At 71.5% G+C, this 22,931-nt stretch carries 22 protein-coding genes; 21 read left to right on the top strand and 1 reads right to left on the bottom strand.

The features are described from left to right. Positions 1 to 202 precede the first annotated feature (202 nt). The 8 genes from C7C45_RS15930 to C7C45_RS15900 all read left to right on the top strand — a co-directional run bounded on the left by C7C45_RS15930 (position 203) and on the right by C7C45_RS15900 (position 7,017). Positions 203 to 1,048, top strand: coding sequence for a DUF559 domain-containing protein (locus tag C7C45_RS15930; protein WP_110564441.1), 846 nt, complete (start codon positions 203 to 205; stop codon positions 1,046 to 1,048). 401 nt (positions 1,049 to 1,449) lie between these two features. Continuing rightward, a complete protein-coding gene (locus C7C45_RS15925) occupies positions 1,450 to 2,115 on the top strand; it encodes a response regulator transcription factor (protein ID WP_110564440.1) in 666 nt (221 codons plus the stop codon). Next, the gene (locus tag C7C45_RS15920) at positions 2,112 to 3,176 is read left to right on the top strand and encodes a sensor histidine kinase (RefSeq protein ID WP_110564439.1); all 1,065 of its coding nucleotides are present in this window, start codon (positions 2,112 to 2,114) and stop codon (positions 3,174 to 3,176) included. Before C7C45_RS15925 ends, C7C45_RS15920 begins: the two co-directional genes overlap by 4 nt. A 79-nt stretch (positions 3,177 to 3,255) precedes the next feature. Next, complete coding sequence (locus C7C45_RS35025; RefSeq protein ID WP_244200402.1) at positions 3,256 to 4,353, top strand: acyltransferase family protein; 1,098 nt, start codon at positions 3,256 to 3,258, stop codon at positions 4,351 to 4,353. Positions 4,354 to 4,409: 56 nt separating this feature from the next. Next, positions 4,410 to 5,423 carry a threonine ammonia-lyase gene (locus C7C45_RS35020; RefSeq protein WP_244200401.1) on the top strand — a complete coding sequence of 338 codons (1,014 nt, stop codon included), beginning with the start codon at positions 4,410 to 4,412 and terminating at the stop codon, positions 5,421 to 5,423. Next, positions 5,420 to 5,611 carry a hypothetical protein gene (locus C7C45_RS15910; RefSeq protein ID WP_280101378.1) on the top strand — a complete coding sequence of 64 codons (192 nt, stop codon included), beginning with the start codon at positions 5,420 to 5,422 and terminating at the stop codon, positions 5,609 to 5,611. Before C7C45_RS35020 ends, C7C45_RS15910 begins: the two co-directional genes overlap by 4 nt. Then, entirely contained in the window at positions 5,608 to 6,285 is a 678-nt protein-coding gene (locus C7C45_RS15905; protein ID WP_110564438.1) for a M15 family metallopeptidase, read from the top strand. The genes C7C45_RS15910 and C7C45_RS15905 overlap by 4 nt, the downstream gene beginning before the upstream one ends. Before the next feature lie 57 nt (positions 6,286 to 6,342). Next, entirely contained in the window at positions 6,343 to 7,017 is a 675-nt protein-coding gene (locus C7C45_RS15900) for a DUF5979 domain-containing protein (RefSeq protein ID WP_110564437.1), read from the top strand. 9 nt (positions 7,018 to 7,026) lie between these two features. On the opposite strand, the gene C7C45_RS15895 is transcribed toward C7C45_RS15900, so the two are convergent. Continuing rightward, a complete protein-coding gene (locus C7C45_RS15895) occupies positions 7,027 to 8,268 on the bottom strand; it encodes an SUKH-3 domain-containing protein (RefSeq protein ID WP_110564436.1) in 1,242 nt (413 codons plus the stop codon). Positions 8,269 to 8,347: 79 nt separating this feature from the next. On the opposite strand from C7C45_RS15895, the gene C7C45_RS15890 reads away from it, so the two are divergent. The 13 genes from C7C45_RS15890 (at position 8,348) to manA (ending at position 22,642) form a co-directional block, all read left to right on the top strand. Next, on the top strand, positions 8,348 to 8,770 hold the full coding sequence (locus C7C45_RS15890) for a YbaB/EbfC family nucleoid-associated protein (RefSeq protein ID WP_110564456.1): 423 nt from the start codon (positions 8,348 to 8,350) through the stop codon (positions 8,768 to 8,770). Further along, the gene (locus C7C45_RS15885) at positions 8,767 to 9,099 is read left to right on the top strand and encodes a hypothetical protein (protein ID WP_110564435.1); all 333 of its coding nucleotides are present in this window, start codon (positions 8,767 to 8,769) and stop codon (positions 9,097 to 9,099) included. The genes C7C45_RS15890 and C7C45_RS15885 overlap by 4 nt, the downstream gene beginning before the upstream one ends. Positions 9,100 to 9,114: 15 nt before the next feature. Continuing rightward, a complete protein-coding gene (locus C7C45_RS15880; RefSeq protein ID WP_110564434.1) occupies positions 9,115 to 13,494 on the top strand; it encodes a toxin glutamine deamidase domain-containing protein in 4,380 nt (1,459 codons plus the stop codon). Beyond that, the gene (locus C7C45_RS15875) at positions 13,491 to 13,928 is read left to right on the top strand and encodes a hypothetical protein (RefSeq protein ID WP_110564433.1); all 438 of its coding nucleotides are present in this window, start codon (positions 13,491 to 13,493) and stop codon (positions 13,926 to 13,928) included. Before C7C45_RS15880 ends, C7C45_RS15875 begins: the two co-directional genes overlap by 4 nt. A gap of 40 nt (positions 13,929 to 13,968) precedes the next feature. After that, positions 13,969 to 14,280, top strand: coding sequence for a hypothetical protein (locus tag C7C45_RS15870; RefSeq protein ID WP_110564432.1), 312 nt, complete (start codon positions 13,969 to 13,971; stop codon positions 14,278 to 14,280). Between the two features lie 167 nt (positions 14,281 to 14,447). After that, positions 14,448 to 15,104, top strand: coding sequence for a tetratricopeptide repeat protein (locus C7C45_RS15865; protein WP_110564455.1), 657 nt, complete (start codon positions 14,448 to 14,450; stop codon positions 15,102 to 15,104). A 139-nt stretch (positions 15,105 to 15,243) separates the two neighbouring features. Next, positions 15,244 to 15,927 (top strand): endonuclease V, encoded by a 684-nt coding sequence (locus C7C45_RS15860; protein ID WP_110564431.1) that lies wholly within the window; start codon positions 15,244 to 15,246, stop codon positions 15,925 to 15,927. A 498-nt stretch (positions 15,928 to 16,425) separates the two neighbouring features. Beyond that, on the top strand, positions 16,426 to 17,484 hold the full coding sequence (locus C7C45_RS15855; RefSeq protein WP_146247328.1) for a hypothetical protein: 1,059 nt from the start codon (positions 16,426 to 16,428) through the stop codon (positions 17,482 to 17,484). Positions 17,485 to 17,553: 69 nt separating this feature from the next. Next, positions 17,554 to 18,939: a phosphomannomutase/phosphoglucomutase gene (locus C7C45_RS15850; protein WP_110564454.1), complete on the top strand. Its 1,386-nt coding sequence runs from the start codon at positions 17,554 to 17,556 to the stop codon at positions 18,937 to 18,939. A 61-nt stretch (positions 18,940 to 19,000) separates the two neighbouring features. Further along, on the top strand, positions 19,001 to 19,186 hold the full coding sequence (locus C7C45_RS15845; RefSeq protein WP_091394023.1) for a Trm112 family protein: 186 nt from the start codon (positions 19,001 to 19,003) through the stop codon (positions 19,184 to 19,186). Continuing rightward, positions 19,183 to 20,379 carry an SIS domain-containing protein gene (locus C7C45_RS15840; protein ID WP_110564429.1) on the top strand — a complete coding sequence of 399 codons (1,197 nt, stop codon included), beginning with the start codon at positions 19,183 to 19,185 and terminating at the stop codon, positions 20,377 to 20,379. Before C7C45_RS15845 ends, C7C45_RS15840 begins: the two co-directional genes overlap by 4 nt. Before the next feature lie 67 nt (positions 20,380 to 20,446). After that, the gene (locus C7C45_RS15835) at positions 20,447 to 21,448 is read left to right on the top strand and encodes a cation diffusion facilitator family transporter (protein WP_110564428.1); all 1,002 of its coding nucleotides are present in this window, start codon (positions 20,447 to 20,449) and stop codon (positions 21,446 to 21,448) included. A 3-nt stretch (positions 21,449 to 21,451) separates the two neighbouring features. Beyond that, complete coding sequence (manA, locus tag C7C45_RS15830) at positions 21,452 to 22,642, top strand: mannose-6-phosphate isomerase, class I (protein WP_110564427.1); 1,191 nt, start codon at positions 21,452 to 21,454, stop codon at positions 22,640 to 22,642. Positions 22,643 to 22,931 lie beyond the last annotated feature (289 nt).

Genomic DNA, 22,931 nt, shown 5'->3' with positions numbered 1-22,931 from the left:
CATAGAAGCGTCTTGCACTTTCGGCCCTCGCTTTCCTCCTGTATCGGGCATTTCTTCGACCGAAAGTGCAAGATCGCCGACGGGGGGAGGGGGTGTTAGCACGAGAGAGGGGTGGGGTGGGGTTTGTCCACAGGGGGGTTTGTTTTCCACAGGTGGGTCGTGGGGGACTTTCCTGGGGTCATGGGTCGGTCAGCCTGCTGTCATGGCAACTCAGTTGTGGCGTACTGATGCGCTGATGCGCGGACTCACAGTGGGACGGATCCGCACCCGGCTCAGCCGCGAGGAGTTGTTCCGGGTGCGCCGGGGGGTCTACGCCGACCAACCCTGCGGTGATGAGGACCAACTCCGCGCGCTGATGCTTCGTCTGCCTGAAGGGGCCATGTTGGCGAGGCAGAGTGCCGCGCGCCGGCACGGTTTCGGGGTGCTGCGGGACGACCTGATCCACGTCCAGTTGCCCGCCGAGGTGCCGAAGCCCCGCCTGCCCGGGGTTGTCGTACACCGGAGCGTTCTATCTGTTGATCCAGTCTTCGTGGCAGGGCTGCCCTGCGTACCTCCTGCCCGCTGCGCCGTCGACCTGGCCCGCGCCGTTCGGAGGCTCGACGCCCTGCCGGTGCTCGACGCCGCACTCCGGTCCGGTGTGGTCTGCCAGGACGACCTGCTGGCGGAGGTCTCGGTGCACGGTGCCTTGCGTGGGGTCCGGCAGGCCCGGCAACTCATCTCGCTGGCTGACGGTCGAGCAGAATGCCGGCAGGAGAGCCAACTGCGACTGATCCTGATCGACGGAGGCCTGCCGCCGCCCGAGCCGCAACTCTGGGTGAACGACGACTACGGCCAACCTCTCTACCGGCTTGACCTGGGCTATCGCGAGCGTCGGATTGGCATCGAGTACGACGGGCTGTCGCACCTGGACCGCAGTCGACTCCGGTACGACCGAGAGCGGATGAACTGGCTGGATGCTGCGGGCTGGCGCATGCGCTACTTCACCGACCGCGACCTCTACCGCCGCCCTCAACACATCAGAGCAACCATCAGGGCAGCCCTGTCCTAACCCCCACCCCACCCGTGGCCCCGCCCGGCCCCGCCCGGCCCCGCCCCGCCCGCCCCGGCGATCTTGCACTTTCTGTCCGGACTATTGCCGCATACCGGATATTTGAGCGACACGAAGTGCAAGATCGGCGGGCTGGCGGGGGCGGGGCAGGGGCGGGGGCGGGGCAGGGCGGGGTGGGTTTGGGGTTGGGTGATGCAGCTCACCCTCGACGGCTGGCCGCCGTAGCCGCCGGACCCGGGGGTGCAGACGGTGCGGCAGGGGACGAAGCCGGCAGGGCCTCGGTTGCGGTGGTTTGTCCGCTGGGCGGTGCCGTGGAGGATGGCTACGGCAAGTGCTTACAGAACCCTTAACCCAGTCCTGCAACGGTATGCCGGGCAAGCCGAACTCGGGGAGCGGACAAAGTGCGTGTGTTGGTGGCGGACGACGAGCGGTTGTTGGCGGACATGGTGGCCGAAGGGCTGCGCCGTCTGTCGATGGCCGTTGACGTCTGCTACGACGGCGACGGCGCGCTGGAACGGATCGGCGTGAACCGGTACGACGTCGCGGTGCTGGACCGGGACATGCCGGGGCACACCGGCGACGAGGTGTGCCGCAACATCGCCGAATCACAGGTCGGCACCCGGGTGCTGCTGCTCACCGCGGCGGCCGGTATCCGGGACCGGGTGGAGGGGCTCGGTCTCGGCGCGGACGACTACCTGACCAAACCGTTCGCCTTCGCCGAGCTGGTGGCCCGGGTGCAGGCTCTCGGTCGACGGTCCACCCCGGCGCTGCCACCGGTGCTCGCCCAGGAGGGCCTGGTCCTGGACGTGGGCCGGCATGTCGCTACCCGGGACGGCCGCCCGCTGGCGCTGAGCCCGAAGGAGTTCGCCGTGCTGCACGTGCTGCTGCGCGCGGACGGGCAGGTGGTCAGCGCTGAGGAGTTGCTGGAGCAGGCCTGGGACGAGTTCGCCGACCCGTTCACCAACGCCGTCCGGGTCACCATGATGACCTTGCGTAAGAAGCTCGGTGACCCCGCGATCATCCACACCGTTCCGAAGGCCGGCTACCGCATCGGCGGCACGGCGTGACCTGGACGCCCCGTCGCCGGGTGCTGCTCGTGGGTCTGCTGGCACTGCTGGCCGGGCCGCTGTTGCCGGCGGTCGGCAAGTGGCTGGCGGGGACGACCTGGACGTGGGGCCAGCAGTTCTGCGACCTACCCGTGCCTGGGCTGACGACGGTCTGCGGGAACGTGCGCCCGGGGGCGTTCGTGCTGCCGCTGGTGGCCGTTCTGGCCGTGACCCTGGCGGTCCTTGTGGCGCTCTGGTTCGGTGCGGTGTGGTGCCTGCGTCCGGTCCGTGACCTGGCCGGGCCGATCGGGCACCTCGGCCCGCAGAACCTGGGTCACCGGATCCGACCACGGGGGCGCGACGAGTTGGCCCGGCTGGCCCGGGCGATCGACGAGATGATGGAGCGCGTTTCCGCTGGGTACGAGGGGCAGCGGCGGTTCGCCGCGAACGCCTCGCACGAGCTGCGTACTCCGTTGGCCGTGCAGCGGACGCTCATCGAGGTCGGCATGGCCAGGGCGCTCACCGGCGAGCAGTTGGAGCTGTTGACCAGCCAACTGCTGGAGACCAACGAGCGTAACGAGCGGCTGATCGAGGGCCTGCTCGCGCTCAGCGAGAGCGATCAGGGCCTGCGCTCGCGAATACCGCAGCGGCTCGACACGATCGTCGAGGCGGTGCTCGCCGGGTACCAGGACCGCGCGCGGGAGGCCGCGGTCACCATCGACACCCATCTCGTACCCCGGATCGTCGTCGGCGAGCGGGTGTTGCTGGAGCGCCTGGTCAGCAACCTGGTGGAGAACGGGATCAAGTACAACCGTCGGGGCGGCTCGCTGACCGTCGCGGTGAGCGGCACGCCCGCGCTGTCCGTGGTCAACACCGGACAACCGGTGCCGGCCGAAGCGGTGGCCGGCCTCTTCGAGCCGTTCCGCCGGCTCGCCCGGGACCGCACCTCGCATGGCGGTGGCGCCGGTCTGGGACTGGCCATCGCCCGCTCGATCACCCAGGCACACGACGGCATCATCGCGGCCCGGCCCGCCGAGCACGGCGGCCTGCGGGTGGACGTCCAACTACCCAACACGATCTGACGCCGCCAACCCCGGGTCACCCGGGGTCCGTGTGCCGGGGATCCCACCTGCGGTACGCCCGAAAAGAGAGGAGAAACCCGTGACGACCGAAGTAGCCGCGCCGATCGCGCCCGCTGTCAGCCCGCACTCGGCGCGGGTGGTGTGGGCGGACGTCGCCAAGGGCGGCTGTCTCATCCTCGTGGTGCTCTGGCACGTCGTGGTGAAGCACTACCTGCGGATCGACTGGCGGGTCGGGTTGCCGGTGCCGGGTGCCTGGGGGGTGCTCGGGGAGCAGTTGTTGCCGCTGCGGATGCCGCTGTTCTTCACGATCTCCGGGATCTTCGCCGCGAACGCCATCCACCGGCCGTGGCGCGTGGTCCGCCGCTCCCGGGTCAGTCGGTTGTGCTACCTGTACGCGACCTGGCTGCTGATCCACACCGCCGTGCTGGCCCTCGTTCCGGACTTCCCCACCGATCGCGCCACCGACGTCGGGGGCCTGCTGGCACAGCTGACCGTCACCCCGTCCAACCTCTGGTACCTGTACGCGCTGGCCCTCTACTTCGTGCTGGCCAAGGTGCTGCGCCGGGTTCACCCGGCGGTACTGATCGCGGCCGCCGGCGTACTGTCGGCGATCGCCGCGGTCGGCCTGCTGGACACTCCCGGCAACCGTGCGGGGGTCTACCAGAACCTGGTGTTCTTCCTCGCCGGCCTGCACCTGCGGCCGTACGTCCAGCGGTGGGCCGCCACCGCGAGCCGGCGGCGGCTGGTGTGGACCTTCGCCCTGTACGCCGTGGCGCTCGCCGCCGTGGCGGCGGGCGCCGGGCGGTGGCTCGGTGTCGGCCTGCTGGTGTCCCTCGCGGCGGTGGCGTTCGGCGTCACCGCTGCCGCCCAGGTGGCCGACCTGCCCCGGATCGGCGGCGCCCTGGCTGGCCTGGGTCGCCGGACGCTGCCGGTCTACGTCATCCACATGCCGGTCCTCGCGCTGCTGCATCGGCTGCTCGCCGGTCCGGTCGCCGACCTGGCTGGATCCGGCCGGGCGGTGCTGGTGGTCGGTTACCCCGTCCTGCTCACCGCAGCGGTGCTGGCGCTCAGCCTGGCGCTGCACCGCGGGCTGCTGGCGGCCCGTGCGAGCTGGCTGTTCGACCTACCCGCGCCGCACCGCCCACCCGCGCCGCAGCAGGCACCCGCGCCGCAGTAGCCACCCGCGCCGCACCGGCGCTGACCGCACCCGCACCCGCACACGAAGGAGAAACGATGTCACGCACCGTTGGCCAGGTCCGGGCCGATGTCGAGGAGGCCGCCCGCTGGCTTGCCGGCCGCGTGGTCCGCACGCCCGTGCTGCGGTCCCCGGTGATCGACGGTCTGGCCGGGGCGCGAGTGCTGCTCAAGGCGGAGAACCTGCAGGACGGCGGCTCGTACAAGATGCGGGGCGCGCTGCGGGCGGTTGGCCGGCTCGCCACGGCCGGCCACACCGGCGTGATCGCGCAGAGCACCGGCAACCACGCGGTGGCGGTGGCGTTGGCAGCCCGGCAGCACGGGCTCGCGGCGACCGTGGTGCTGCCCGTCGACGCGGCACCGACGAAGGTCGACCGGGCCCGCGCGGCAGGAGCGCGGGTGGTGCTCGCCGGCACCGGTGTCGAGGAGCGGGTGGCGGTGGCCAACGGGCTCAGCGAGGAGAGCGGTCATCCCGTCGTCGACGCGTACGACCACCCGGACGTCATCGCCGGGCAGGGGACGGCCAGCCTTGAGCTGATCGAGGAGGCCGAGCGGTTGGGTACACCGCTGGACGTGCTGGTCGTACCGGTCGGTGGTGGTGGCGGGGTGGCCGGCGCCTGCCTGGCCGCCGCCGGCACCGGCATCGAGGTGTACGGCGTCGAACCGGCGGGTTGTGACTCGCTCGCCCGCAGCTTGGCGGCCGGTGAACGCGTCCCGGTCACGCCGGCACCCACGATCGCGGACGGGCTGCGGCCGTCCTGCGTGGGTGAGCTGCCGTTCGCCATCGTGCGTGACGCGCTGCGCGGGGCCGTCCGGGTCGGTGACGACGAGATCGGGGCGGCGTTCCGGCTGATTCTGATGGAGCTGAAAGTGCTCGCCGAGCCGTCCGGGGCGGCCGGTCTGGCCGGCGCGCTCCGGCTCGCCCCCGAGGCTGCTCGGCAGCGGACGATCGGCGTGGTGCTGACCGGCGGAAACGTGGAAGCGGCGCTGGTGGCCCGGTTGATGGCCCAACGGCCCGCCGAGGTGACGAGTGCGGAAGGGGCGGCAGCGTGACTGCGCCAACTCGCGAGGTGTACGTCAACGAGCTGAACACCATGCCCGGCTTCACCGCGCACTCGATGTACCCGAAGGTGTGGGCGACTGTCGGTGTCGACTACCGGGAGGTGGTGGACCGGCTCGTCGAGTTGGCCCGTACCCGATATGCGGAACGGTCCGCGACCACCGTGGGGGGCGTCCGATGATCCTGCTTTCCGACCCCCGGGTGGCGGCCGTGCCCAGCGCCGACGACGGTGACCCCCTGCTGGACCTGCGTGAACTACCGGAGCTGTGGCTCGACGGCCGCGCGGCCGACCCCGCCGGGGCGTACGCCCGGCTGCGCGCCGGGGTCGTCGACCGCCTGCTGGCCGCGCAGCGTGCCCTGCCCAACGGGATGCGCCTGCTGGTCGTCGAGGGTTACCGGCCGTACCAGGCGCAGTTGGCCATCTTCACCGGCTACCGGGACGAGCTGCGCCGACGGCACCCGGACTGGTCCCCGGAGCGACTGCACCGCGAGACCACCAAGTTCGTCTCGCCGGTCGAGGTGGCCCCGCACAGCACCGGCGGGGCCGTGGACCTGACGCTGTGCACCGACGACGGTGTGGAACTGGACCTGGGCACGGTCATCGACGCCACCCCGGAGGACAGCGACGACGCGTGCTTCACCGACGCACCCACGATCAGCGCCACCGCCCGCCGGCACCGGCAGATCATGGTGGACGCTCTCGGCGGCGCGGGGATGGTGAACTACCCGACCGAGTGGTGGCACTGGTCGTACGGGGACCGTTACTGGGCGCTGATGACCGGGGCACCACACACCCGGTACGGGCCGGTGGACCTGGCCGCCGCACGATCGGAACCCGTGCCGGCTGAACGGTAGGACGCCCCCGCCCGTACCAGGTGAGTGAGGACACCACCGAGGACGGGAGTGACGGCGATGAGGGTGCAGCGCAGGCACGTGCTGGCGGCGACCGTGGCGGTGCTCGCCGCGGCGGGTGTGGCGGTGGGGACCAACTTCGGTTTCGCCGGCACCGCCCCGGCCCGGTCGTCCGTCTGCTCCGGCTCGGTCACCTTCTCGGCGGAGGGCGGGGCGCCGGCGGCGACAAGCGACCGGTTCCCGGTGGGTACGCGGCTGCGGGTGACGAACCTGGACAACAACCGGGCGGCCACGGTGACGGTGACCGGCCCGTCGGGCAGTTGTGTGCTGCTCAACGCGGCCGCCATGGAGTTGGTCAGGGAGCCGGGCAAGAACGTGATCCGTCGCAACGTGGTGGAGCGGCTGGAGGGTGGGGCGCCGGCCGTCGGGCAGCCGACCGCCGGCACGGTACGCCCCGGTGCGGCGTCCCCCGGGGCGTCGGGTCCGGCACCCCACTCGGCCTGCTCTGGGGCGATCACCTTCTTCGCCGAGGGTGGCGTCCCGGCGGCGACCAGCGGACAGTTCCCGGTGGGTACGCGGCTGCGGGTGACGAACCTGGACAACAACCGGGCGACCACGGTGACGGTGACCGGCCCGTCCGGCAGTTGCGTGCTGCTCAACTCCGCCGCGATGGAGCAGATCCGCGAGCCCGGCAAGAACCTGGTCCGCCGCAACACGGTCGAAGTGCTGCGCTGACGCCGTGCTCTAACCGGCCTGCCAGGTGCCGTCGTCGCGCACCCGGGCGGGGGCGCGGCCGAGCAGCAGCGTGGTCAGCGCGGCGTCGATGGTGTCGCCGAGGAACCACTCGCCGGCCTGATCGAGGGCGAACACTCGACCCCGCTCGTCCACCGCCAGGATGCTGTCCTGTTGTTCGGTGCCGATCGGGAAGAGTCGTACGCCGAGCACCGCCCCGAAGTCCGCGAGCGTGTCGGCGGTGTGCGCGACGGTGTGTGGGCGGATGTCGAATCGGGAGATCCACACCTGTTCGCCCCGGCCGCGCCGGGCGCCGACCAGGCTGGGGAACGCGGTCAGCGCCTCGACAGCGGCGGGAAACACGGTGTGCCGGTGGGCCAGCCCCGGCACCGCGGTGACATCCCGTACGGCTGCGGCAGCCATGATCTGGTCCCCGATGTGCGGTCGCCAACCGGCCGCGACCAGCGCGTTGGCGACCTCCGGTGGAAAGCGCCCCGGATCCGGGTCGTCCTCCGCCGGCGCGCGCCAAGTTTCGGTGTAGGCCCGAGCCGCCTCCGGCAGGACGTTGGCCCGCACCAGGAAGCTGATGCACGAATCGCAGGGCCGCTCAGCGGGGCCGCCAGCCGGATCACCCGGCTCACGGATCCGGAAGATCTCGAACCGGGCGTCCTCCAGCAGCGCCGCCGCCTCGGCCCGACCCATCGGCGCGATGCCCTCGGCGGCGCGACGGTGGTCGTACTCGTGCAGGACGTCGGAGACCACGATCAGCTCGGCGTGGGCTTCCCCACCCCGGACCAGATCGCCGGGGGGAAGCTGATCGAGGTAGGTGCGGACGAGCGGGTGATGGTTCAGTGGGACGTCCGCCTTCGTGCCCTGGGCTGTCCAGATGCGACCCTCGATGGTCAGGTGCGCGGCGGTGTTCGGAGTGGCGATCCGATTGATTTCCCGGACCAGCAGGCTCGACGGATCGACAGTGCGGGGAGCTGTCGGCTCGGTGGGCTGGCTGCGCCGGTACAGCTCCGCCACCACCGTGCTCGGCACCCGGGGCCAGGTGGTGACCTTGCCGGTCTGCTTGTCGATGACGGTCGTCGGCAGGTCACCGGGGACGGTGCGGACCTCGGTGGGCACGACGGACGTGATGACGTAGCCGAGGTCGAACTCGTCGACCATCGCCGTGCACTCGTGGCCGAGGCGCTGCGAGTCGCGGCGAGCCCAGGTGGCCGCGAGTTGCTCTACCTGTAGACGGTCGATCACACACTGAAACTACCGGACCACACGGATCGATGGCGGCCGGTATTGTTGTGTTCTACCGACGGTGACGGGAGGGGCGGTGGTGGGCGAACACGCGGACCGGGGCGCCAATCGCGAACTACGGGCCCGATTCGACGACGTTTATGGGCAATATCAGCAGCTCAGGTCCGGTTTGGACACTCTGCAGGCGCGGCTCGCCGAGCTGCGGGTGACCCGACGTTCGGCCGACGGCCAGGTGACGGCCACGGTGGGCGCCCAGGGCCAGTTGATCGACGTCGAGCTGGCGCCAACCGTCTACCGCGATCGGGACGCCGGGGCGCTCAGCCGAAAAATCACCGAAACGATCCGGGCCGCCGCGACCGCCGCCTCCGACGCCACCCGCGACCTCGTTGCCGAGGCCATGCCGGCCGGCTCCGGGTCGGTGGACTTCCTGCGCACCGGTGATTACGCCGCGCTGCTCGGCCGGGCCGACGCCGTGCTGGGCAGGGGTGAGGGGAAGGCATGACCGACGGGCAGCTCTGGCTCGATCCGTCCCGCGCCCGCCGGGCCGGTGCCGACCTGGCACTCGCCGGCGAGGCGGTGACGGCCCGTCGGGCGGCGGAAGGCGGCGCCATCGAGGCCGCCAGCGGGGCTCGGCCCTGGGGCCGCGACGACATCGGCGCCGCGTTCGAGCGCAACTACCGCGGGTTCGAGCAGACCGTGCTGCGGGCCTGGGCGGGCGTCGGGCACCGGCTCACCGAGCTGGGCAGCGACGTGGTTCACGCGGTCGACGCGAGCGTGCAGACCGACGGGGCCAGCGCTGCCCGGTTCGGTCGGGCCGCCGACCAACGTTGACGGCTGGCGACTTCGATGAGCGTGCTGCCGAGCCCGATTCCGCACCCACTCGACTACGCACCCTGGGACGTGCCGGGCTGGATCTACGAGGCCCTCGACTGGGTGGTCGGCGTGCAGTGGCCGGAGGGCAACGAGCGGGCCGTCTGGGACGTCGCCGACCAGTGGTACGCGGTTGCCGGCGTCCTCGCCGGCCCGCACACCGATGCCGCCACCGCCGCCGTCGAGGTGCACAACTCCTACGGCGGCGTCGGGGCGGTCGACGCCGCGTTCGAGGCCGCCTGGCGAGGGATCGCCGAGGGCGCCGACGCCCCGCTGCCCGTGCTGCTCGCCGTCACCGCCGACCTCGGCCGGCTGGTCGAGGAATGCGGCTGCGACATCGAGGGCGCCAAGCTGGAAGTCTGGATCGAGCTGGGCATCCTGGTCGTCGAGCTGCTCTCGGTGGCGGTGGCGGCGATGCTCACCGCCGGTGCCGCGACCCCCGCCGCCGGCGCGGCGATCACCGCGACCCGGCTGCTGGTCCAACAGATCTTCAAACGACTGATGGGCCAACTGGCCAGCAAATCTCTCAAACACGGGCTCAAGGAGGCCGGCGAGCGGGCAGCCAAGGAGGTCGCCCGGGGCGGCGTGCGCGGGCTCAGCAAGCGGGCCGCCCGTGAAGGTTTGGAGGAAGCCACCGAGGAGGCCGGGGTCACCCTGGCCACCCAGGCGTACCAGAACTCCACCGGGCGGGCCCACGGCCTGGACCTGACCGACCTCGGCGCGTCGGCGGTCGGCGGGCTCGCCGGCGGGGCGGTCGCACCGCTCGCCGGCCTGGGTCGGCACGCGACCGGGCGAGCCGCGCGCGTCGGGGAGCACCTGGGTCGCGAGATGACCGGCGAGGTGCTCGCCGACAGCGCCGCCAGCCTGGCCACCGGTCAGGGCCTGACCTCGATGGAGGACGTGGCACGCGCTGCCGCCTCCGGGGCCACCGGCTCGGCGACCGGTCAGACCGACCACGCGCTACGCGCGCGGCTCGACGCGCAGGCCAACGCCCTCGCCGGAGCCACCCTCGCCGGTCCGTCCCTTCCGTTCGAAGCGCCTGTCGTGGGCGACCCGTCTTCCGGGGCAACCCCCGCTTCCGCGTCCTCGGCGGGGACGTCCTCTTCGGCGGGCGCGCAGCCGGCAGCTACCAGCGGGATGGCTCCGTCTTCGGGCGTTCCGGTGCAGGCGACGGCCGCCGTCGCCGCGCAGCCCCCTGCTCACCTGGCAGCGGTACCCGCCGAAGCGCAGGTGCGGGTCGAGTTGCCGTCGTCCACGGCGGCCGACGTGAGCACGTCGTCACCAGTGGGCGGTGTGTCCAACCCGGACGCGGTTGACCGATCGGTACGCCCGTCGGAGGCGATGCCGTCGGCGGCCGGGCCACTGGCGGAGAGGGCGGGGGCCCCGGTCGCCGCCGACCCCACGCTGTCGTCGGCGGCGACCGATCCGAGTCTCTCGTCGGTGGCGGCCGATCCGCGGCTTTCGTCGGTGGCGGCGGATCCGGGGCTCTCGTCGGCGGCGGCCGATCCGGGGCCTTCGTCGGCGGCGGCGGATCCGCGGCTCTCGTCGGTGGCTGCTGATCCGCGGCTTTCGTCGGTGGCCGCGCCGGCGTCGGTGGTCGGGGCCATCGAACCGGCCACCGGTGTCGCGCCGGGCCACCTCGGCAACTCGCCGCACGCCACCACCTCCGGCCCGGTCGCCTGGTCTCCGTCGACCGGCACCGGTTCGCCAGCGCCGGTCACCTTCGCCGCCCCGACCACGACCAACAACCCGCCGCCGGTCACCCCCACCCCACCGGTGGTGGGCCGATTCGCCGGACCCTCGCGCACTCCCACACGGGACGTGCTCGCACCTGCCCATCCGGCCCGGGGCAGAGCGTCGATCCCCGTCGACGTGGCGGCGTTCGGCGACACGTCGGTGCCCACGATCGAAACCAACGCCGCGTACGCGGCGCAGTGGGCCGCCGAGGCGGAAGCCGCCGAGCGGCGGCGCTACCAGGGCCACTACGAATCGCAGCGGGCCGGGTTCGAGCACAATCGTCGGCAGGCAGAGGCCACCCGACTACGCGCCCGGGCCGCCGAGCACGATCGCAGAGCCATCGAGTACGCCACCTACGCCCGACAGTTGCACCAAGCGGGCCACCGACGATGGGCCGACGGCTGGCAGCGGGCCGCGAACGATGAGACACGCGCGTACGCCCAATGGCGTGACCTGGCAGACGCGGTGCTGGCCGGCACCACGGCGCCGGCGGTCGTGGACATCGGCGCCGCTGTCTTCGAGCACGCCAACAGGGACGTGGGCGCGCTCGCGCTCGGCGCGGTGGAGACCACCGGGCCGTCCCGGCTCACCGGCGACGACGTACCCCCGCCCATCGACGACTCCCGGCCGTACGGACAGCCCGGGGGACTGCGTCCCCCACTCGCCCTGCACCAGGTCGACGTGGAACGCCAGATGCCCCGCGAGCCGGACGGCGCCGTCACCCGCACCGCCGACCCCCGACAGGGCAACTGGTTCCGGCTCCTGAACGACGGAGGCCCAGCAGCCGACGCCACCCGAGGCATCAACTGCCTCGACTGCACGCTGTCGATGTTCGAAACGTGGGTGCACGGGCGGCCCCGGGTGTCGGCGCCGCGCACCTTCGACGGCTACCTGGACGGCGACATCCGGCGCCCGATCCGCGGCGAGGCAGGCGGCCCAGGCCGGGTGGAGGACGTGACCGGCGGGCGCTTCCAGCAACTCCTCGCCCCACCCTCCGGCCAACGTCCACACGCCGAGCAGGCCCGGCAGGCCGCCGACCGGGGCTACCGCAACCTGCGCGACCAACTCCTGCTGGGAGGCCACGGCAGCTACGCGTTCCTGATCACCGAGTCGCCACACGGCGGTTCACACGCCTGGGTGGCGCTCAACCAGAACGGCACGGTGCTCTTCGTCGACCCGCAGAACGGCCTGATCCGGGACCGGCCGTTGTACCCCGATGTGATCGGCATCGACGCGCTGCTGCTGAGCGGAGACGGCCGGCCGATGCCGCTCGGCGGGCTGCCCCGAGGCCGGTTCAGCGAGCGCCCCGACCTGCCGGAACACCCGCCGACGTACGACAACGGCAGCCACGGCGACCCGTACATCAACCGGATGTACCTGTTGCTGGACGGCCCGGGGTCGGCTCCGCCACGGCAGGGCGGCGAGCCTGTCGACGAGTCGTCCGGCACTGCTTCGGGTCAGCATCCGCCGAGTGGCAGCCCGGCCCGGGTCGTCTCGATGGCCGGGAGTCTGGACGAGATATTCGCGGCCGGAGTGAGTCCCGCTGAATTCGCGACGGTGGTCGACCCGCCTACCCTCCGTCGGTTGGTGTCGGATCTTGATGAGGCGTCCGCCCGGGACGTGGTGCGGTTGTTCGTCGATGGTCGGGTCCGCGACATGCTCGACGGCGCGCGTCGTGAACCGCCAGCGAACGAGCCGGATCTGGCTGAGCATCTGGTCCGCCAGTTGGTCCGGCAGCCAGACCTGGCGCGCATGATCCTGTCCACGCCTGAGCTCGCGAACTCGCTGACCGCTCGCCCGTTGACTCTCTATCACCTGAGCGGTCATCAGCAGGCTATCGACGTCCTCGCCGAGGTGCTCGACGACGTCGCCCGGGGAGCGGCTGTCGAGCGGGGGGCGGCCGACGGGCAAGTACCCCGGCCAGCGCCAACACCCCTCACCGACGAGCAGTTGAGGATCAGCGCCAGCATTCAGGTGCGTCGGGGGCCGGTCGCGCAGGCGGGCTTCGACGACCTCCGGCGCGGTGACGAGGCCTACCGGAGGCGCTACCTCGACGATCTCTACGCGGCGGCAGCCGTGGCGCAGGCGGATCTGAACGAGCTTGCGGTGTCCCTGGCACAGGTCGATGGTCGTCGTGTTGGAGAGCCCGGCTGGCGTGCTCGGCCGAAGGCTCGACGCCGGGCCGAGGACAAGGTGAACAAGAATCAGGGTGATGCGTCGAAGCTGATCGACCTCGCCGCCGCAAAGGTCGAGTTCCGTAGCCTCGACGATCTCTACGCCGGCCTCGGCCGAATCGAGGAGCATCGAGGCATAGTTGTCGTGAGCTGTGAAGATCGATTTATTTCACCGATGAGTAGCGGTTACCGCGACGTGCAGCTCGTGCTACGGATGCGGAACGGTCACCTAGGCGAATTCCGCTTACACTTGGGCGCGCTTGACGCTGTCGCTGTCTGGGAGCATGTGCTTTATGAGGTGCGCCGCGATGTGGAGGCCCTTGCCGAATCGGAGGGCCGGGCCTTGACAGCTCGCGAGCTTGCGATTACGAACGGCATTCGCCTCCGCGAGCAGCAGTTGTTCTGGGAGGCATTGCAGTCAACCTTCGAGGAGAAGTCTGAATGACCGAGACGCCCGGCCTCGCGCTGCCGTCCTATTACCTCTATTACCAGTCGCCGGTGAAGATCGTCGAGACTGCCGACGGCGGCGCCCGGGTTTGGCGGGTTTCCATCGACTCGGGCGGTTGGCACGAGAAAAACGACATCTTTGTCGAGATAACGCTAGGCGTCGGAGGGGATATCTTCCATCGAACGGCAGAGGATTTCGTGCAGGAAGTGGAGGCGTTTAGGGCTCATCACCTCGAGGGTGAAGGACCCATCTTCGCGCTCTACGAGACGGTGCGGGCGATCGAGGATCTCGCCGACGCCGAAGCGCGTCACGAGACGCCAAGCGAGCAGGCCATTATTAGCGGAATCCGGCGACGGACATTCGTCATGTTCGAGGAGCAGCTCCGCGCCGCCGGTGATCCTGGCGCGGACCCCGACATCGCCATGGCGTAGACGTTGATCAGGTGCAGACCCAGGTTGGCGGTGAGTTTGGGTGAGCCGCACGCTCTCGTACTACCTGCTCTACAGGACCGACCAGGGCACGGTCCCGGCCGGGCTCTTTGTGGTTGACGCGAGTCAAGGTGAGGCGCTCCTGTGGGATCACCGGCGTGGAACATGGGCCTACAACCCGGGTCTGGTCACACGCTTTCTAGACGACTATCGCAACGTAGACCGCTATGAGAATGTCGACCGAATGAGGGCCGAGCAGGTAGCCCAGGCCATCACAGGTGTTCCGGCGCTGCCGGACGAGACGGCCTTTCACATGATGCTCGCTAGCGGCGCTGCCGGCTGCAACGTGGACTGATCGGCACAATCCGGGGTAGCGGACCCGAGTGGGGATCGTTGAGGGTCGCAGCACGGCTGACATCATCGTCGAGACGAGTTGCGGGTAAACATCGTTGCGGGGCAGGCACGGCGCGGCTGGCTACGCGGACCTGCGTCCCGCAACAAATAATGAGAGGCAGGTTAGAGATGGCCGAAGGCGTGGATGCTCGCCTCGTGCGGGCGCAGGAGCGCTACGAGCAGGCGGTCTTCGGCGGCGACGCCAAGCCACTGGACGAGGCGGAGCGGGACCTTGCCGGAGTGGAGGCCGATGTGGCCCTGGCCCGAGGCAAAATCCTGCACGCCCGTTTCCTGGATACCAGGCTGGAGGATGCGGCGGAACTGCCGCTCTTCGAGCGCGCGGCCGGGCTCTACCGCGAACTGGGCGACGCCCGCGGCGAGGGTGAGGCGCTCTTCTGGGTGGGGACCGTCCACCAAGTGATCCGCCAGGACCAGGAGACCGCTGCCCCGGCCTTCGCCCGGGCGCGAGAGTTGGCCACCGCAGCGGGGGACGACCTGACCTTGTCGTACGTGCTGCGGCACCTCTGCTTCGGCGAGCAGGCTGCCGGGCGGGTTGACGCGGCGAGGGAGTTACTGGCGGAGTCGACCCGGCTACGCCGGAAGCTGTCCTTCTTTCCGGGCGTCGCGGCGAACCTGATCGTCCTGGCGCACCTGGCGGCGAGCGACGGCGATCGGGCAGCCGCCCGCGATCTGCTCGACGAGGCGGCTGGGCTCGCTGTCGACAGCGGCGCGCATGGGGTGGGCCACTGGATCGAGGGTGCCCGCATGGAGTTGGGTCTCGCCTGATCGCGGGGGCTGCCGGGCGAATCGGGAGGGCTGCGGAGGAAGAGGATCGGTGTGGGGTGATCGGCCGGCCCCGAGCATGATCGACGCCAGCTCGGCGACATGGGGGTATCCGCAGCCGGGGGATAGCCCCAGGTCGGCGATGTTGAGTGGATCATGGGGCGCCTTGACGGAAGCGGAGGCGGTGGTCGTACAGGAGGAGTTGCGGCCGTTGGTCGACCTGGTTGGGCCGGGGCCGAGCGCGCCCGCGACGGTGGCCGGCCTGGACGTCGCGTACTCCCCGGGGGGTGACCTTCTGGCGGCGGCCGTGACGGTGCTGGATGCCCGGAGCTTGACGGTTGTGGACTCCGCCGTCGGTGTGGGACGGCCCGCGTTCGGCTACGTGCCGGGGTTGTTCGCCTTTCGTGAGTTGCCCGCGCTGCTCACCGCGTTGGACCGCCTGACCAATGTCCCGGACCTGCTGGTGTGCGACGGGCACGGGCTGGCGCATCCGCGTCGGTTCGGACTTGCCTGCCACCTCGGGGTGGTCACCGGGTTACCCGCGATCGGGGTGGGGAAGACCCCGCTGGTCGGGACGTGGGATCCGCCGCCCGCCGAGCGTGGTGCCTGGTCGCCGTTGCGCGACGGCGGTGACATTGTCGGCCGGGTGCTGCGGACGCGGGACGGGGTGAAGCCGGTCTTCGTCAGCGTCGGCCATCGGATGAGTCTGGCGAACGCGACCGCGCAGGTGCTCGCGCTCACCCCGCGGTTTCGGCTGCCGGAGACCACCCGCACCGCCGACCGACTCTGCCGCGATGCCCTCGCCCGCAGCGAAGACCCCAACTGATTGCACCGAACACCCCGGCCGCCCGCGCGGGTCGCCCGGGCCCGCTGCCGCGCGGATCATCCGGGACCGAACGCCCCGCGCGGGTCGTCCGGGACCGCCCCCGCGTGGGTCATCCGGGCCCGTCGCCGCGCGGGTCGCCCGGGCCCGTCGCCCCGCGGGTCGCCTGGGCCCGTCGCCCCGGATCACCCCGGACCGACCGCACGGAGGGTGATCGACTCCAGATCGGCGAAGTTGGGGCATCCAAGGACGGGGATAGCCCCACATCGCCGACGTGGAGTGGATCATGGCCGGCGCGTGGCCGGCGCGTGGCCGGCGTGCGGCTGACGCCGCTGCCGGGTGGCGTCGGGCGCTGGCTGAGATCGCAGCAGGAGCAGGTCGGCTGGCCGGGCCGCAAACCGTAACGCGGCGCACATCTGGGGCGCTCTATGACCGGCGGTGCAGGTGGGCCGGTAGTAGCCTGACCCGCGTACCCCACCCGGGGAGAACGGCGAGGTGATCATGACGGTGCGTCGACGCGCGGCACAGCTCGCGGCGGTCTGCGGTCTGGTGGGCGGCCTGGTGATGCTCGGTGCGTCCCCGGCGTTGGCCGACGACGACTCGGTCCGGGTGGGTGCCGCCAGCAGCTTCGCCGCCGGCGGATCCCCACAGGGGGTGAACGTCGCGGTGCGTAAGCGCACCGACGGGTGCGTCGTGCTGCGTACCGCGCTGGGTCTGCGCCTTCGAGGTCTGCAGGCCGACCAGGTGAAGGTCGAGGTCAACGCGGGTGGGCACTGGTTGCCGGTGGGTGTGTCCGGCGGTGGTGGCAGCGTGACGACCGCGCAGACGTCCCCGACGAAGCCGACCCTGTGCAAGGGCAAGGGCATCACGGTGCGGTACCGGGTGACGTTCGCCGCCGGTGCCCCTGGTGGCGGGCTCGTCGTGACCGGCGCGGGCGTCAGCATGGCGGGTCAGGAGTTGGGTCGGGGCAGCGACACGGCGAAGGTGACCGGCGCGCGGGTCACGCCTTCTCCGACGCCGTCGAAGAAGGCGACGCCCACCCCGAGCCCGACCGAGGTCGCGACCGTCGACGAGGTGGTGACCCCGGCGGCGCTGGGCGGCGCGTCCGCTGCGCCGGACACCTCGGCGGCCGCTGCGGAGTCGTCCGGCGGAAAATCACCGGTGATGATCTTCGGCGTCGTGCTGGTGGCGATCGGGTTGCTGCTCATCGTGCTGCTGTTCCGTCGCTCGCGGCAGGATCGGAGGCCGTCCGACGAGCCGACCGGCATCCTTCCGGGCAACCCCGGCGGCACCACCTATCGCGCCGGCGGTGGGTCGCCGGCCGCGCCCGGTCGCCCTGGCCAGGTGTACGGCCAGCAGCCACCGGCCGCCGGTTGGGGCGCCGTGCCGTCCCCGCGCCCTGCCGCCGGTGGGGTCTACGGTGCTCGGCCGGACGATCCCGCTGCGCCCCCGGAGGCGACGCAGCCCATGCCGGGAGCACCGGGGACTCGGCCGCTGCCTGGAGATCCGCCTACCGACGATGGCGGTCACACCGTGATCATGCCCCGGCTCCCCGGCTGAGCAAGGCGCAAGCCGGACCCTCCGTTACGCTCAGGCTCGGTGTCTAACTGCGGCCAAGGAGTGGAACACGTGTCTAATCTGTCCCAGATTGTGAAGGCGTACGACGTCCGAGGGACGGTGCCGGACCAGTGGGACGAGCGGGTCGCCGAGGCACTGGGAGCCGCATTCACCCAACTGCTCAATTCCACCGACGAGCCGGGCGACGCGGTGGTCGTCGGGTACGACATGCGGGCCACCTCGCCCGGCCTGGCCGCCGCGTTCGCCGCCGGCGTACGGGCGGAGGGGCGCTCGGTGATCGAGATCGGGCTCGCGTCCACCGACCTGCTCTACTTCGCCTCCGGCTCGCTCGACCTGCCCGGTGCGATGTTCACCGCCAGTCACAACCCCGCGCAGTACAACGGCATCAAGATGTGCCGCTCCGGTGCCCGCCCGATCGGCCAGGAGAGCGGTCTGGCGGAGATCCGGGAGCGGGCCCAGGCACTCCTGGACTCGGGCGAAGCCCGCCCGGCTGGCGAGCCGACCCGGCCGATCGACCGGCGCGACCTGCTCCCCGACTACGCCGGCTACCTGCGCAAGCTGGTCGACCTCTCGGGCATCCGGCCGTTGAAGGTCGTCGTCGACGCCGGCAACGGGATGGGTGGCTTCACCGTCCCCACCGTGCTGGGCGACGCCGCCCTGTCGCCCCTGCCGCTGGAGATCGTGCCGCTCTACTTCGAGCTGGACGGCAGCTTCCCCAATCACGAGGCCAACCCACTGGACCCGGCGAACCTGGTCGACCTCCAGCGCGCGGTGGTCGAGCACGGGGCCGACATCGGGCTGGCCTTCGACGGCGACGCCGACCGGTGCTTCGTGGTGGACGAGCGCGGCGAGCCGGTCTCGCCGTCGGCGATCACCGCCCTTGTCGCGGCGCGTGAGCTGGCCAAGCACCCCGGTTCCACCGTGATCCACGGCCTGATCACGTCCAGCGCGGTCGCGGAGATCATCCGCGAGCATGGTGGGCAGCCGGTCGTCGCCCGGGTCGGGCACTCCTTCATCAAGGCGGAGATGGCCCGGACCAACGCCGTCTTCGGCGGCGAGCACTCCGCCCACTACTACTTCCGGGACTTCTGGTTCGCCGACACCGGGATGCTCGCGGCGATGCACACCCTGGCCGCGTTGGGCGAGCAGTCGCTGCCGCTGTCCGTGCTGGCCGGCGAGTACGAGCGCTACATCGCGTCCGGCGAGATCAACTCGACGGTGGCCGACCAGGCGGCGGCGGTGGCCGAGGTGCGGGCCGCGTACCCCGAGGCGGTGGCCGACGAGATGGACGGGCTGACGCTGCGTTTCCCCGACGGCGCCTGGTTCAACCTGCGCGCCTCCAACACGGAGCCGCTGCTGCGGCTCAACGTCGAGGCACCCACCCGGGATCGGATGGTATCGCTCCGGGACGACGTGCTCGACCGCGTTCGCCGATAAGATCGCCAGCGCCGGTCGGCACCGCCGCCGGTCAAGCCGCACACGTGGAAGGAGCCGTGCCATGGCCCTGGATCCGCAGTTGCTCGAGATTCTCGCCTGTCCGGACACGCACCACGCCCCGCTCACCTACGACGCCGAGGCGCAGACGTTGACCTGCACGGAGTGCGGCCGGATCTTCGAGGTCCGCGACGACGTGCCGGTACTGCTGCTCGATGAGGCGCGCGGCGGCCCCGGGCAGTCCTCATGATCGACGGTACGGCCGGGGTCAGCGGACGTCGCGACGCTGACGAGGCCCTGCTCGACAACCCGGAGGCGCTGGCCGAGCACGACCCGGGCGGCATGCTCCGGCACACGGCGTCGGCAGGCGCGCAGGTCCGCGAGAGCGCCGCTCTGGCCGCCGAGGCGAACCTGGGGGTGCTCGCCGACGACGGGCGCCCACGAGCCGTGGTGATCGCCGGCATCGGCACCGCGGGGCGTACCGGAGACGTGCTGGCCACGGTCGCCGGGCCGCGCTGCCCGGTCCCGATCATCGGGCACCGCAGCGCCGGCGTACCCGGTTGGGTGGGCGCGGCCGACGTGGTGATCGCGGTGAGCGCGTCCGGTCGTAGCCCGGAGGCGCTTGGCGCCGCCGAGGCGGCGCACCGGCGTGGCGCCCGGCTGGTCGCCGTGGGCGCCCCCGACTCGCAGTTGCAGTCGATCGCCGAGCAGGCCCGGGCGCCGTTCATCCCGGTGCCCCGACGTGCCCCGGCACGGGCCAGCCTCTGGGCGCTCACCGTGCCGGTCCTGCTCGCGGCCCGTTCCCTCGGGCTCGTGAAGGTCAACGAGGCGGACCTGGCGGAGACGGCAGCCCGGCTCGACGCGGACGCCGACCGCTGCCGGTCCGCGGCGGAGTCCTTCGTCAACCCGGCGAAGTCACTGGCCCTGGGCCTGGCCGGCTCGATCCCGATCGTCTGGGGCTCGTCCCCGCTGGCCACCGTGGCCGCCCGCCGGTTCGGCGACACCCTGTCGGCCAACGCCCGCTATCCGGTGGTCACCGGAGCGCTCGGTGAGGCCGGTCGGGGCCGGGTCGGGCTGCTCGACGGCGTCTTCGGCGGTCTGGCCGAGGGGGAGCGGGACATCTTCGCCGACCCGGCCGAGGAGGACGGCGAAGGCACCCGACTGCGGCTCGTGCTGCTGCGAGACGGCGGGCTCAACGCCGAGGAGGACACCGATGAGCCTCTCGCCGTCGAGGAGCGCCGCGCGGACGCGGTGCAGACCCTCGCCGAGCGCCGTGGCGTCCGGTGCGACGTGGTGACCGCCGAGGGCGGCTCCGCGCTGGAGCGGCTGGCCTCGCTGATCGCCGTCCCGGATTTCGCCTCGATCTACCTTGCGCTGGCCCACGGGCTGGACCCGATGGCCGTTCCGGCCATCACCGAGATGAAGGAGCTGTCGAACCAGTGAACGACCGTAGGGGGCGGCGCACCATGCGCGCATCGGCCGGCTTCGTTGAGCGAAGCGGAGCGGTGGCATGAGCGCCAACGGTGGGACGAAGGCGATTGTCGCCGCCCTGCTGGCCAACGTCGGCATCGCCGTCACCAAGTTCATTGCGTTCCTGCTCTCCGGTTCCTCGTCGATGCTGGCCGAGGCGGTCCACTCGGTCGCCGACTCCGGCAACCAGGGCCTGTTGCTGCTCGGCGGCAAGCGGGCGAAGCGCGCGGCGACACCGGAGCACCCCTTCGGGTACGGCCGGGAGCGCTACATCTACGCGTTCATCGTGTCCATCGTGCTGTTCAGCATCGGTGGCCTGTTCGCGCTCTACGAGGCGTGGCACAAGTTCCACGATCCCCACGGGATCACCGAGTGGCAGTGGTTGCCGGTGGCGGTGCTGCTGGCCGCGATCATGATGGAGTCGTTCTCCTTCCGGACCGCCATCAAGGAGTCCAACCACATCCGGGGCAACCAGTCCTGGGTACGTTTCATCCGCCGCGCGAAGGCTCCGGAACTGCCGGTCGTGCTGCTGGAGGATTTCGGCGCGCTCGTCGGCCTGGTGTTCGCGCTGTTCGGCGTCGCCATGACGCTGATCACCGGCGACGGGGAGTGGGACGCCGCCGGCACGGCGATGATCGGCATCTTGCTGGTGGTCATCGCCGTGGTGCTGGCTGTCGAGACGAAGAGCCTGCTGCTCGGTGAGGGCGCCGAGGCGTCCGACCTGGCCGCCATCGAGCGGGCCGTCACCGACGGCCCCGAGGTGGAGCGGATCATCCACATGAAGACGCTCTACCTGGGCCCGGAAGAGCTGATGGTGGCCGCGAAGATCGCCGTGCCGGAGTGGGAGAGCGCTCACGACCTGGCCCGCGGCATCAACGTCGTGGAGGCGCGGATCCGCGCCGCCGTGCCGATCGCCCGGGTGATCTATCTGGAGCCGGACGTCTACAGCGCCGCTGCCGCCGAGGCCGGCACCGGCGCCGCCGCCGACACCGCCGTCGGGCAGGATGCGTCGGGCGAGACTGCCCAGCGGTCCGGGGGCTGACGGGTGGAGCCACTGTACGGACCGATCCGGGACTACGCCTGGGGGTCCCGATCGGCCATCGCTCTTCTGCAGGGGCGCGCGGTGCCCAGCGCCGGCCCGGAGGCGGAGCTGTGGTTGGGCGCCCACCCGGGCGCTCCGGCCAGGGTGGACCGCGCCGGCCTGCGGGTGAGCCTCTGCGACCTGGTGCGGGACGAGCCGGGGCAGTGGCTCGGCCAACGGGTGTCCGAGCGGTTCGGCAACCGGCTGCCGTTCCTGCTCAAGGTCCTCGCGGCCGACGCTCCGCTGAGTTTGCAGGCACACCCGGACGCCGAGCAGGCCAAGGCCGGCTTCGCGGCCGAGCAGGCCCGGGCCGGCTTCGCGGCGGAGCAGGGACGCCCTGCGGCGGAGCGCAACTACTCCGACCCGCACCACAAGCCGGAGTTGCTGGTCGCGCTCACCCCGTTCGAGGCGCTGTGCGGCTTCCGGGACCCGGTCGAGTCGGCCGAGGCGCTCGCCGCGTTCGGCGTACCGGAGTTGACGCCGGTGGTCACCGCGTTGCGGGGCGGGCCGGCGGGGTTGCGGACGGCGGTGCGGGCGCTGCTCGGTTGGCCGGTCGCCCAGCGCGACGAGCTGCTGGGTTCCGTGCTGGCCGCGTCGGTCGACGGCCCGGACGCGGAGCTGGTCCACCGGCTGGCCAAGGCCTACCCGGCGGATCCGGGCGCGCTGGTAGCGCTGCTGTTGCACCATCTGCGGCTGGAGCCGGGGGAGGCGATCTGGATGCCGGCCGGCAACCTGCACGCCTACCTGAGCGGCTGTGGAGTGGAGATCATGGCGGCCAGCGACAACGTGCTGCGCGGCGGCCTGACCCCCAAGCGGGTGGACGTCGACGAGTTGCTGCGGGTGCTGCGTTTCGAGGTGCTCGACGACCCGGTACGGGCCGCGCTGCCGGTCGGACCGGGGGTGGACTGGTGGCCCGTGCCGGTGGACGACTTCGCGTTGCACCGGGTGTGTGTCGGCGCGGACGTGCCCTCGGTCACGCTGCCGCTGCCCGGTCCCCGGGTGGTGCTCTGTAGTGGCGGCTCGATCACCGTGGACGACGGCGCAGGTGCGTTGACGCTGGTGTCCGGCGAGGCGGCGATCGGTACGGCGGCCGGTGAGCCGCTGCGGATCAGCGGCGCGGGTGAGGGGTACGTGGCGACCTCCGGGTTGCGGTGACGCTCCGGCGCAGGCTTCGGCAGCGACGGCGCAAGTCCGACTTTTCCGGAATAGCTTGACGTTGCCTTGGCCGAGTGTGACTCTATGAGTACGCAGCGTTATCGCGACGACGGTCCGAGAACGTGCGAGGGGAACCAAACCGGGGGGATGCACGGGGCGGGCGGGACGTGGGCGGGAAAGTCCGTCCATCACCGACCGCCCCGTGCGCTGTCTGCGGACCGTCCCGGACAGGGGTCGAGAGCGCGCGTAAGGTGGAGGGTCGGCGCAGACATCGTTCGACAGGAGCTTT

The organism is Micromonospora arborensis (assembly GCF_003205615.1).
GTDB lineage: Bacteria > Actinomycetota > Actinomycetes > Mycobacteriales > Micromonosporaceae > Micromonospora > Micromonospora arborensis.
This window is presented reverse-complemented; position numbering and strand designations above follow the sequence as displayed.